The sequence below is a fragment of the Allopusillimonas soli genome (genome assembly GCF_004153445.1).
In the GTDB taxonomy this organism is placed as follows: domain Bacteria; phylum Pseudomonadota; class Gammaproteobacteria; order Burkholderiales; family Burkholderiaceae_B; genus Allopusillimonas; species Allopusillimonas soli.
On sequence record NZ_SDQC01000002.1, the window covers coordinates 146,774 to 158,889 of the forward strand.

12 protein-coding genes are annotated in these 12,116 nt (G+C 59.2%); 4 read left to right on the forward strand and 8 right to left on the reverse strand.

From position 1 onward, the window contains the following. Positions 1–10 precede the first annotated feature (10 nt). The 8 genes from ERD78_RS06450 to ERD78_RS06485 form a co-directional block, all read right to left on the reverse strand. Positions 11–1,291 carry a TRAP transporter large permease gene (locus ERD78_RS06450; RefSeq protein ID WP_129968481.1) on the reverse strand — a complete coding sequence of 427 codons (1,281 nt, stop codon included), beginning with the start codon at positions 1,289–1,291 and terminating at the stop codon, positions 11–13. Then, positions 1,288–1,836: a TRAP transporter small permease gene (locus ERD78_RS06455; RefSeq protein WP_129968482.1), complete on the reverse strand. Its 549-nt coding sequence runs from the start codon at positions 1,834–1,836 to the stop codon at positions 1,288–1,290. The genes ERD78_RS06450 and ERD78_RS06455 overlap by 4 nt, the downstream gene beginning before the upstream one ends. A 121-nt stretch (positions 1,837–1,957) precedes the next feature. Further along, positions 1,958–2,962, reverse strand: coding sequence for a TRAP transporter substrate-binding protein (locus ERD78_RS06460; RefSeq protein ID WP_129968483.1), 1,005 nt, complete (start codon positions 2,960–2,962; stop codon positions 1,958–1,960). A 147-nt stretch (positions 2,963–3,109) separates the two neighbouring features. After that, complete coding sequence (locus ERD78_RS06465) at positions 3,110–3,961, reverse strand: ABC transporter permease (RefSeq protein ID WP_129968484.1); 852 nt, start codon at positions 3,959–3,961, stop codon at positions 3,110–3,112. Between the two features lie 6 nt (positions 3,962–3,967). Continuing rightward, positions 3,968–5,227 (reverse strand): ABC transporter permease, encoded by a 1,260-nt coding sequence (locus tag ERD78_RS06470; RefSeq protein ID WP_129968485.1) that lies wholly within the window; start codon positions 5,225–5,227, stop codon positions 3,968–3,970. Next, on the reverse strand, positions 5,212–6,279 hold the full coding sequence (locus tag ERD78_RS06475) for an ABC transporter substrate-binding protein (protein ID WP_245152364.1): 1,068 nt from the start codon (positions 6,277–6,279) through the stop codon (positions 5,212–5,214). Before ERD78_RS06475 ends, ERD78_RS06470 begins: the two co-directional genes overlap by 16 nt. After that, the gene (locus ERD78_RS06480) at positions 6,276–7,400 is read right to left on the reverse strand and encodes an ABC transporter ATP-binding protein (RefSeq protein ID WP_129968486.1); all 1,125 of its coding nucleotides are present in this window, start codon (positions 7,398–7,400) and stop codon (positions 6,276–6,278) included. Before ERD78_RS06480 ends, ERD78_RS06475 begins: the two co-directional genes overlap by 4 nt. 135 nt (positions 7,401–7,535) lie before the next feature. Continuing rightward, a complete protein-coding gene (locus ERD78_RS06485) occupies positions 7,536–8,090 on the reverse strand; it encodes a hemerythrin domain-containing protein (protein WP_129968487.1) in 555 nt (184 codons plus the stop codon). Between the two features lie 148 nt (positions 8,091–8,238). On the opposite strand from ERD78_RS06485, the gene ERD78_RS06490 reads away from it, so the two are divergent. The 4 genes from ERD78_RS06490 to ERD78_RS06505 all read left to right on the forward strand — a co-directional run bounded on the left by ERD78_RS06490 (position 8,239) and on the right by ERD78_RS06505 (position 12,093). After that, entirely contained in the window at positions 8,239–8,841 is a 603-nt protein-coding gene (locus tag ERD78_RS06490) for a peroxidase-related enzyme (protein WP_129968488.1), read from the forward strand. A gap of 457 nt (positions 8,842–9,298) precedes the next feature. Then, entirely contained in the window at positions 9,299–10,102 is an 804-nt protein-coding gene (locus ERD78_RS06495) for an ABC transporter ATP-binding protein (protein ID WP_129968489.1), read from the forward strand. Positions 10,103–10,198: 96 nt separating this feature from the next. Continuing rightward, on the forward strand, positions 10,199–11,194 hold the full coding sequence (locus ERD78_RS06500; protein ID WP_129968490.1) for an ABC transporter substrate-binding protein: 996 nt from the start codon (positions 10,199–10,201) through the stop codon (positions 11,192–11,194). A gap of 125 nt (positions 11,195–11,319) precedes the next feature. Continuing rightward, positions 11,320–12,093, forward strand: a complete 774-nt coding sequence (locus ERD78_RS06505; RefSeq protein WP_167668869.1) for an ABC transporter permease — start codon at positions 11,320–11,322, stop codon at positions 12,091–12,093. Positions 12,094–12,116: the final 23 nt, after the last annotated feature.

Sequence of the window (12,116 nt, forward strand, 5' to 3'; positions counted from 1 at the left end):
GCGTCCGGTATCAGCCCCCCAGCAACTGGGGCAGTATCAGGGATATCTCAGGCACATAAGTGATGAGCATCAGGAAGGTCAACAGCAGCGCAAGCCACGGAGAGGCTGCGCGAACCACCTGGCCTATCGTCATCTTGGTAATGCCCGCCGTTACGAACAGGTTCAGGCCTATGGGCGGCGTCACCATGCCGATCTCCAGATTGACCACCAGGATGATGCCCAGGTGCACGGGATCTATGCCCAATTGCACGGCGATGGGGAACAGGATGGGCGCCAGAATCAGGATGATGCCGGTAGGTTCCATGAACATGCCCGCAATCAGCAACAGAATGTTCACCACGATCAGGAACTGCCAGGCGGCCATGTCCCAGGCGATGATATGCTCGGCAATGATCTGCGGGATACGCTCGGTTGTGAGCACATGGGCGAACAGCAGGGCATTGACGATGATGAACATCAGCATGATCGTCACTTTTGCTGCATCGATCAGCACTTCCGGCACCTGGCGCAGGCCGATGTCGCGGTACACGAACACGGCCACCAGGAAAGCGTAGACGGCGGATACCGCGGCTGCCTCGGTGGGCGTGAAGATGCCGCCATAGATACCGCCCAGGATGATGACGATAAGCATCAGGCCCCAGAACGAATCACGCCCGGCTGCGAGTACTTCCTTGAGCGAGGCGCGGGGCTGGCGCGGAAAGTTCTTGATGCGCGCAACGATATAGATGGCAACCATCAGCAGCAGCCCGAGCAGAATGCCGGGCAGGACGCCGGCCATGAACAGTGCGCCGACGGAGGTCTCGGTGGCCGCCCCATACACCACGAGCACGATGGATGGCGGGATGAGTATGCCCAGTGTGCCGGCGTTGCAAATGACACCGGCCGCAAACGACTGGGGATATCCCGAGCGAACCATGCCTGCAATGACGATGGAACCCACGGCAACCACCGTGGCGGGGGAGGATCCGGATACCGCCGCAAACAGGCAGCAGGCCATGACCGAGGCAATGGCCAGGCCGCCGTGGAAATGGCCGACTGTGGCGATGGCGAAGCGGATCATGCGCTTGGCGACGCCGCCGGTGGTCATGAAGGCGCCGGCCAGCACGAAGAAGGGGATCGCCATGAGCGTGAAATGCTCGGACGTTTCATACATCTTCAGCGACAAGGACGCGAGCGAGTCATGGCCGAAGAAAAGAATGGTCAGGATGGAAGACAGGCCGAGTGCAACGGCCACGGGCGTGCCCATGAACATGAACACGAACAGCATGATGAAGAGAGCGGTCGTGGTCATTTCTGTTCCTGAGTGATGACGGACGTGTCGTCGCTGGCGTACTTCATGGCGTCTTCGGCTTCATCGCCCAGCAACTGGGCGCGCCGGCCACGCAGCATGTCCAGGAGCACCGCGCCGAAACGGATGAACAGCAGGCCGAAGCCTATGGGCAGGACCAGACGGGGTATCCACTGGGGAACGGGCATGTCTTGGGCCAGGATGCCGATGATGTACATTTTGTCGACGTAGATCCAGGCGCCGTAGAAGACAATGACGGTATAGACCAGACACAGCAGGCAGGCGACGATGGCTACGACACGGGCCGCGCCGCGAGGCAGGACCTTGACCAGCGCGTCCACGCCGATATGTGCGCTGATGCGCACGCCGTAGGAAAGCCCCAGGAAAATAAGGCCACCGAATATGAAGGTGGCAAGCTCCAGAGCCCAGGTAAAGCTGTAGTTGAAGATATAGCGTGCAACCACCTGGCCAAAGGTAATGAGGGTCATGGCGGCAAGAAGCAGGGCGATCAACCCCTCTTCCAGTCGCTCGAACCAGCGAAAGTTCATGGTAATGCTCCAGGCTGGATACGGATAAAGGCCGCCCATAGGGCGGCCCCACGGTACTGCATTGCCTGCACGGAAAAGATCTCTTTCACCTGTGCAGGCGGTCGGTAGTGTAGCAGCTTGCCTAGCTGTTGTTGGATGCCTGAGCAGCCTTGATCAGGTCCGGACCGATGCCGTCTTCGAATTTCTTCCAGACGGGCGCCATGGCCTTGCGCCATGCGGCGACGTCATCCTTGGACAGCTGTACCACCTTGGCCTTGTTGGCATCGATGATGAGCTGCTTGTCGCGGGCGTTGAGTTTGGCGGCTTCTTCGTTGGCGTACTTGGTGGCCTCCGCCATGGCTTTTTCAAGGCCGGCGCGGATATCGTCAGGCAGGCCATCCCACCACTTGGCATTGGTGACGACCATGTAGTCGATCACGCCGTGGTTGGTTTCGGCGATGGTCTTCTGGACCTCGTGGAACTTCTGCGAATAGATGTTGGACCAGGTGTTTTCCTGGCCATCGACCACACCCGTTTGCAGGGCCTGATAGACTTCGCTGAAGGCCAGTTTCTGCGGGTTGGCACCCAGGGCGCGGAATTGGGCTTCAAGTACGTCGGAGGACTGAATGCGGAATTTCAGGCCTTTCACGTCTTCGGGACGCTGCAGCTTGTCCTTGTTGGTGGACAGCTCCTTCAGGCCATTGTGCCAATAGGCCAACCCTTGCAAGCCGCGATCGCGCATGGCATTGAGCAGTTCCTTGCCCTTGTCGCTTTGCTGGAAACGGTCCACCGCGGCCATGTCGTCGAACAGGAAGGGCAGATCGAACAGCTGCAGTTTCTTGGTGTAGCGGTCGAACTTGGACAGTGAGGGGGCGATCATCTGCACGTCGCCCAGCAGCAGGGCTTCCATTTCCTTGCCGTCGCCGAACAGCTGCGAGTTCGGAAATACTTGAACCTCGACCTTGCCGGGCAGCAGCTTCTCGGCCACTTCCTTGAATTTGAGCGCGCCTTGGCCCTTGGGCGTCTTGGCGGCGACTACGTGGCTGAATTTGACGATAATGGGGCCATCTGCCATGGCGCTGGACGAGAAGGCCAGTGCAACGCTCATACCGAGCGCGCCAAGGATGCGCGAAGGGGTAATTTTCATTGTGTATCTCCGTGATTAAGGATGTCGGAGTTTGCAAAACGGGTACAGCAAAATCGACAACGTGCTAAATGTACTCATCACCGAAACTTTGTGTCAAAAGTTTTGCTTAGGGGTTTGCCATAATGGCGGCCCGCGCCCGAAGGTGATTCATTCCCCCAGCCTGATGCGTTCGCTGCGCCGGCGCAGCATTTCCAGCGTGGCTAGCAGCACGATGGACACGATGATCAAGAGGGTTGCCACGGCCAGAATGGCCGGATTGATCTGCTCGCGCAGGCCTGCGAACATCTGGCGCGGAATGGTGCCTTGCTCCGGACCGGCGAGGAACAGCACGAGCACGATTTCGTCGAAGGAAGTTACAAAGGCGAAAAGGGCGCCTGAAATGACGCCGGGTCTTATCAGGGGCATCACGACATCGCGAAAGACGCGAAACGGCGATGCACCCATGCTGAGTCCGGCGCGGTACAGCGACTGGTCGAAACCCGTCAGGGTGGCCGTGACGGTGATGATCACAAAGGGCACGCCCAGGGCTGCATGGGCGATGATGATACCGGTGTAGGTTCCGACGAGGTCGAAACGCGTATAGAAAAAAAACATGCCCGCCGCCACGATGATGAGCGGCACAATCATGGGCGAAAGCAGCAAGGCGGTAATCAGGCGACGCTGCGGCATGGCATCGCTGGCCAGCCCGACTGCCGCGATTGTGCCTAGCGTGGTGGCGATGAACGTGGCGCAGATGCCGATGAAAAAGCTGTTGCGTATGGCCAGCAGCCAGTTCTGGCTATGGAATACCGATGCGTACCACTTGAGGGAATAGGCGGCCGGGTCCAGCTTGAGCATGCCTGGCGTAAAACTGAAGAAAGGCTCGGCATTGAATGACAGCGGAATAATGACCAGTATCGGCAGTATAAGAAAGAACAGGACGCTCCATGCCCCGAGGCGCAGCGCCCATGCGCCCAGTTTCAGGCGCCATGTGTAGTAGGAAGGATAGGCCTCTTGCATGATGCGTCATCCCAGCTTGATGTTGCGGGCGCCGACCAGCCGGTCGTAGACCCAGTACAGCGTCAGTATCAGCACGAGCAGCAGCGTGCCGAGCGCCGCAGCCAGGCCCCAGTTGTTGGAGCGCTGCATGTGGAAGGCGATGATGTTGGAAATCATCTGGCCGTCGGTGCCACCCACCAGTGCGGGTGTGATGTAGTACCCCACAGAAATAATGAAGACCAGCAGCGAGCCGGCGCTCAGCCCAGGCAGGGTCAATGGCAGATAGACGCGCATGAAAGCGGACCAGGGGCGGCTGCCCAGCGATAGTGCCGCCCGTACATAGCTTTCATCCATGCTTTTCATGACGCTGTAAAGCGGCAGGATCATGAAGGGCAGCAGAATATGCGTCATGGCAATGATGGTGGCCATGCGGGTGTAGAGCATCTCCAGCGGCGCATCGATCAGTCCGATCGCCTCAAAGAAGGAATTGAGCACGCCGTGCGTCTGCAGCAGCGCTATCCACGCCGTGGTCCGCACGAGCAGGGATGTCCAGAATGGCAGCAATACCAGCACCATGAGCGCGCCGGCCACGCGTCGGGGCGCATGTGCCAGGTAATAGGCCAGCGGGTAGCCAAGCAGAATGCACAGCACAGTGATGGTCAGCGCTATGCCCAGCGTGCGGCCGTACAGTTGCAGATAGATGCGCGCGGACTTGCGCCAGTGGATGTTGCGGTCGCGGTCCCGGTCAAGATCCAGCGCAGTCAGGTAATTTGTGTCGGTGAAAGGTTGGCCGACCTGCTTGATGGCCAGCCACATGCCAGTCTGCTCCCAGCGCGGATCGGCGCCGTGAAGCGTGGCGGCGCCCTGTTCGGCAATCTGGGTGTCATCCAGGCGGCGCATCTTGCGGGCGCTGGAATTGATAAGGCTGGACGAGCCGGGCTGGATGCGGTTGACAGCCGCGGCCAATATGCCTGCCTTGCGTTCCCTGGCCAGCGAACGCAGCTCGCCCGCCATGGCCTTGTAGGTGACGTCGTCAGGCACGCCTTCGCCTTTCCAGCGTTTGAGCTCATGCACGGTGTCTGGAATCAGCTCGGCGACCGACGGGTTGTACACGCTCCGATAGAGCATGGTGGCGATGGGCGCCACGAAGGCAAAGAAAACGAAAACCAGCAGGGGCAACACCAGCGCAAGCGCAACGCGCCTGCGCCGATTGTGCTCCCGCCGCTCGGCGCGGATCTCGGTTGGAGACAGCGCGCCGGCCGCCGCGGCGGTTACTTCAACAGCCATTCGTTGAATTTCTCACCCAGGGATTCGCCATAATCGGCCCAGAAAATGCCATCGGCCTTGATGCCTTCCTTCACATGAGAGCTCGGGAGATGCTCGATGACCGCCTTGTCGACCAATGCCATGGATGACTGGCGCGGCGGGCCGTAAGCGACATCCTGGAAGCCTGCCAGCGCTTTGGTGCTGGTGGTGAAGGCGACAAACTTCTTGGCTTCCTCGAGATTGGGCGTTCCCTTGACAATGCCCCAGGCGTCCAGGTCGAACAGGTTGCCGTCCCATACCATGGTGAAGGGCTTGCCTTCCTTCTTGATGGCTTCAAAGAAGCGGCCATTGGCCGACTGCACCATAATGGCGCCGCCATCGTTCAGGAGTTGAGGCGCCTGCGACCAGCTGTCGAACCAGACAATGTCGTTCTTGATGGTATCCAGCTTGGCAAAGGCGCGCGCCTGGCCTTCGGGTGTCGCGAGCACTTTGTAGACATCCTCGGGCTTGACGCCGTCTGCCAGGAGCGCCCATTCGAGATTGACCTGCGGACGCTTGCGCAGGGCGCGTTTGCCGGGGAATTTCTTGAGGTCAAAGAGGTCTTCGATGGTGGAGGGCTTCTTGTCGCCTATTGTCTTGTTGTTGTAAGCGTAGACCGTTGCCCAGACGATTTCCCCCACGCCGCATTCGTTCTCCAGCGCTTGCGGGATGAAATCTTCCTCGGCCGGCGTGCCGTCCGCACCGGGCAGCAGAATGTCCCGAGGAATGACTTCCAGCAGGCCTTCCGAGCAGGCGCGCTCCAAGTCTATGGTTTCAATGTCGACGACATCCCACTGGATCTTGCCTGCCTGCACCTGCGCCTTGATCTCGGCCACGCCGCCGGTATAGTTCTCGAACAGAACGTTGTTGCCGGTTTCCTTCATGTAGGGGTCTATCTGGTGCACCTTCTGCGCTGCACCGTAGGCGCCGCCAAAAGATGTCACGGTTAGCGTTTTGCCTTCCGCGTGCGCGCTTCCCCATGCTGCCATGCCCAGCACCAGCGCGGATGCAAGCGTTCTTGTATATGTTTTCACTGCAGTTCTCCTTGGACGGGTAAGGGTTCTTTCCTGAACGCAAAACAATCTCGCGTGCGCCAGCCCAGCGTGGTGGTCTGTCCATCGCGTAGGTCCGGCGCGCGCGTGTCGTTCAAAGTCTTGACAGCTACTTTGCCGCCGCTTGGCAGCTCGAAATAATAGCGAATGAAATCGCCCACGTAATGCCGCGTGATGAAACGAGCCTCGACCTGGTTGTCGAGCACTGGGCCGCCTGCCTGGATGACAAGTTTCTCGGGGCGTACGGAGATGATGCTCTCGGCGTCGCCGGCTTGGCAGTTGCCATTCTGGGCAGTGATGGATGTGCCGCCTGGCAGGCTGCTGCGCACGACGTCGCGTTCGAGGATCGGCGCCTGAGCGGAAATAAGATTGTTTTCGCCGATGAAGTTGGCGACAAAGGCATTGGCGGGCCGTTCGTAGAGGTCGTCGGGCGCGGCATACTGCTGCACGACGCCTTCGTTGAATACAGCGATGCGGCTGGACATCGTAAGCGCCTCGACCTGATCGTGCGTGACGTATATGACAGTGAATCCCAGCTGCTTGTGCAGGCGCGTAATCTCGAACTGCATCTGCTCGCGCAGCTTCTTGTCCAGCGCTCCCAAGGGTTCGTCCATAAGCACGAGCGTCGGCTCGAAGATCAGTGCGCGGGCAAGCGCGACCCGCTGGCGTTGGCCGCCCGACAACTGGCCCGGATGACGGTTGCCGAAATGACTCAGTTCGATCAGCTTGAGATATTCATCGACGCGCTGGCGTATTTGCACCTTCGGCATCTTGCGGACAGTCAGGGGATATGCCAGATTTTCCGCCACCGTCATGTGGGGAAACAGGGCATAGTTCTGGAACACCATGCCGATGTTGCGCTTGTAGGGGGCCGTCTTGGTAATGGGGCGACCGTCCATGGTAATGGTGCCGCTGGTTACATTTTCGAACCCGGCCAGCATCATGAGTACGGTGGTCTTGCCCGACCCCGACGGACCAAGCAGGGTCACGAATTCGCCTTGCTTTACGTCCAGATTGAAATTCTTGACTACCAGTGTCTTCTGGTCATAGGTTTTTTTGACGTTGGCGAACTGCAGGAATTCGCCTGCCTTGGATGCTTCCATGAATGTCCTGTTCTTCTTCGACGCAAGAGGCGTTCCGCTGACGCCTCGTGGGCGCATCGTCCCTTCCCGCCGGAAGAATAGCATTGTGTCGGGGCATGGAAAACCGAGGGTTTCCCCTTGTGAAAGGCCTGCTGTTCAGATCTGATCGTCAGTGATGCCGCGACGTAGCCGCATGCTGCGCCCCATGGCCTGCAGAGCGGTGTCGTCCAGAAGGCGTTCGGCCATGGGAAACACTTCGTCCTCCTCGATGCGCATATGGCGCGCATAAGCCTCGATGAAGGCATCGATATCGCTTTCGGATAGCGGCACTTGAACGCCGGCTTCGATTTGCAGCAGTTGCTGGCGGATGCGGCGCCAGGCGGCCTCGAGCTGGCGGTGATCATCCTGCAGACCTTGGGTAAGCTGTCGTATGCAAACGGCATCCGAGCCAGCCATGGCTTCGAGCAGGGCGGGAAAGAGGTCTTTTTCCTCGTCTTCGTGATGATGGACAGCCGCGGTGTCGAAGTAGCGCATCACGTTGCGCGCGGCCTGGCGGGCCTGCTGATCGCTTCCGTGCTGCGGCAGGTGCTCTCGCAGACGCCTCAGAGTGGCGCACTGACGCTGGATGCGGTAGTGGCAGGCCGCCAGCATCTCGAGGGGAGCCTCGGTGCTGGCGCTTGGGCCCTGGAAGCCGGGCAATGAGGTGGACATGGTTGCTCCGATAGCGCGCGACATGCGTAGCGGCCGGCTCGCCGACATTGCCTCTTGAGGCGCGGCCGGCGCGCGCGCTGCGAGGTGTTAAAGTGAACTGCGCTGTTTTCGACAATCATGATACCAAGCAGAGAAGAAGGAGGCATGCATGCCGCAACCCGATTACGTGTCGTCCCTGGGCGCCGCCGATCCCGCCACGCTGGACGAAGACTTGCAGATCGTGTTCCAGAAGTGCGTGGACAAACTGGGTTTTGTTCCGAACGTCTTGTCGGCCTACAGCCTGCGTCCGAACAAGCTGCGCAATTTCATGGCGATGTACAACGAACTGATGCTGGCGCCTTCCGGCTTGAGCAAGTTGGAGCGGGAGATGGTGGCGGTGGTGGTGTCCAGCGCAAATCACTGCTATTACTGCTTGGTGGCGCATGGCCAGGCGGTGCGTTCATTGTCAGGCGATCCGCAACTGGGCGAGATGATGGTGATGAACTACCGCGTCGCGCCGCTCGACAGCCGGCAGCGGGCGATGCTGGATTTTGCATGGAAGCTGACCAAATCGCCGGAGCAGGTCATTGAGGCGGACAGGGAAAAGCTGCGCGAGGCGGGACTGTCGAGCGAAGATATTTTCGATCTGGCGGATACAGTGGGCTTCTTTAATATGTCGAACCGTATGGCGATAGGGGTGGACATGATGCCCAATGTGGAATATCACGGCATGGACAGGCCCGAGAAATTCGTACCGCCCGGAAAGAAATAGTCTGGGGTGAAAGCGCGTATTCCACCGACTCAGCAAGCCGTCATCCGACGCATTCAACCAATCGCGAATTCTGGCAACCCTTCGTGAGGTCCGGCAGTACGGGCATATGGCGGACGATTTTGAGCGCGCCGTTTCTGGCGTCCGTCTCCAGGGAGAAGAGGACGCGCTGTCCGAGCGCAGCGAGTTCGCGTCCGGCCCTGGAGACGGGCGCCAGGGGCGGGAAGTCCTCGAAGAGGACCGCGCGAACGAGTCCGCCATATGCCCGTACTGCCGGGCCGCCTTAAGAACCCGAAAAAACACCCGAACACAAAACACCCGAACAAAGAACAAAATCGCTGAAAAACCCGCGCCCCAATGTTTATATCCATAACTTATAAGCAAAGAGAATAAAAATTCTTGTGAGCTATTAGGCCGCCGAAGTACATTTCGATATAACCAATTGGTTAATCGGTCTGGTATGAAACTCTCTTTCAAGAATATAGAAAAGCAATTTTCGGGCTTGCAGGTTATCAAGGAATTTTCCCGGGATATCGATGATGGCGAACTGGTGGCGCTCGTTGGCCCGTCGGGTTGCGGAAAATCCACGCTTTTGCATATTGCGGCCGGACTGGAACAGCCCAGCGCGGGGCAGCTGCTTGCGGACGGACAAGAGGTCCGCAGCGCCCATCCCGAGCGCACGCTTATGTTCCAGGAGAATGCACTGTATCCATGGCTGACCCTCGCCGAAAATGTTGCGCTGGCGCTGGAGTTTCAGAAGCAGGATAAAAAAGAAGCCCGCAAGCAGGCAGTCGCCTGGCTGGAGAAAGTGAATCTGAAAGGATTCGAAGACTATTTTCCCCATCAGGTATCGGGTGGCATGCGCCAGCGCGCGGCGCTGGCCCGCGCCTTTATTTCACATCCCAAGGCACTGCTGCTGGACGAACCTTTTGGCGCGCTGGACGCCTTGACGCGGATGACGCTCCAGGATGCGCTGCGGCAGCTGATACGCGAAGCCGGGCCGACAGTGCTGCTGGTGACGCACGATGTGGACGAAGCCCTGTTTCTGGCCGACCGCATCCTCGTATTCAGTGCAAGGCCCGCGACGGTGCTCAAGGAGTTCAACCTGGCGCACCATGAAAAAACCCACGATTTGTCGGAGTTCGCGCCGATGCGCCGTGAAATCCTGGGTTTGCTGGGCATTCATGCCGAGTCAGGCGACGACGCGCATGCCGTCGGTTCGCTCAGGACCGCTGCGCGCGAGCAAGAGGTGCTTGCCGCCTGACCGCGTCCAACGAAAAAGATTATCGACAACACTGGGCCCGCAAGGGCGATCTTGCCCGATGCCGTGACGGTATGGCGGGCCGCATGGAGTAATTTTATGAAGCTATCACGTCTACTGGTGCCCGCGCTCGCGGCATTTGCCTTTGCCACCACATCGTTTGCGGCGGAGAAGCTGCGCGTGGGATACCAGCGAGTGATGGATGATGCGCAGGCTATTGTCGGCTACGAGGCGGGGTTCTACAAAAAGCATGGACTGGATGTGGAACTGGTGGAATTCAAGTCGGGTACCGATCTGATCAAGGCCATCGTCGGCGGCCAACTCGATCTCGGTGTGCTGGGGTTTACCAATGCGGCTTCATGGTCCTCGCGCGGCGCCGACCTCAAAGTAGTGGGCGGCGCCCAACAGGGCTACCATGCGTTGGTGGTGCGTGAGGATGCCGGCATCAGCAACGTGGCCGATCTGAAAGGCCACACGCTGGCTTCGCAGAAGCAGGGCAGCACGGCTGACACGGTGCTCAAGGGCGTGGTGCTCAAGAACGCGGGCCTGACGCCTAACGATGTGAACATTATGGGTGTAAGCCCGCAGATCGCCGTGCAGTCGTTGGTCGGCAAGCGCGTGGACGCCGCTTTCCTGTTTGAGCCGCAGGCGACGATTGCGCAGCTGATCGCACCCGTAAAGCAAATCTACGAGATCGGCGACGTCTGGCCCTTCCCTTGCATGGTGGTCATTACCTCGGGCAAAGTGCTCAAGGAGCGCAAGGACGTCGTATGGAACTACCTGGATGCCCAGCGCGAAGCCATTGATATGCTCAAGAACAAGCCGGCTGACTCGGCCAAGCTCATTGCCAGCTATTTCATCGCCGAGCCTACGCTCAAGACCATGAACAAAGGTGAACTGCCCCGCGAGCAGGTCGTGCAGGGCGCCATTGAAAGCCAGACGTTCAGCGCCGCGCTGACGGAAAAGGACCTTGCCCGCATGCAGGAAATCGCGGACATCATGCAAGCCCAAGGGTCCTTGAAAACGCGTGATGGCGAACCGTTCGACGTTGGCAGCATCGTCGACCTGTCATGGCAGCACGCGCGCAAGCTGTAAGACATAGAACCGCCGTCCGGCTCACCAGAAGCCAGCCGGCGGACGTCATTTCACGGGCCGCGCAGGCGCAGCGGCCCATCGATTTGCAAGGCACGCAGCTCGCGGCCATTTTGTTTTGATTTTTGATGAGCACCCAGAAACATCTTTCGTCCGGTAGTAAAAAATTGGCCATGTTCCTGGCCGTCGTGGTCATTCTGCTGTTCTGGCAGGTGGCGGCGTGGATGCTGCCTGATTTTCTGATGCCGGATGTGCCTGGCGTTTTTGTGCGGCTCTTCAATGACGTGCAGACATCGGATTTCCGCGCGGCGCTGAGCGGCAGCCTGGGGCGCCTTGGGTTGGGATACGTGGCCGCGCTGGTATTCGGAATAGGCTTTGGCCTCATCGGCGGCATCCTGTTTTTCTTCCGGGAAGTGCTGAAATCGGCCATCATCATCCTGCAATCGATTCCGTCGATTGCCTGGGTTCCATTGTTTCTGATCATGATGGGCTTTGGCAACCTGCCCATCATCGTGGTCGTGGCCTTGGCGGCATTCTTCCCGGCGGCGCTGTCGGTGATGAACGCCACGGAAAGTGTGCTCAATGTACATGTCTCTGCAGCCAAGGTCATGGGAGCGAGCCGCTGGGACATGCTCAAGCGCGTCTATCTGCCGGCCGTGATGCCGGAGCTGATCACCGGCGCACAGCTTGCCTTCGGCAACGCATGGCGGGCACTGATTTCCGCGGAGATGTTGATCGGTTTCGGCCAGGGGCTTGGCCGCACCCTGGCGTATTCGGGCGAAACAGCGGACATGATGGGCGTGATGGGCAACATTCTCACCATCGCCATTCTTGCCACGCTGATCGACCAGGTCATACTCGAGAACCTGAAGCGGCGGGTATTGCGCTATCAATACGTATAGCGGCGGTCGTGAAAAAAGAAGGC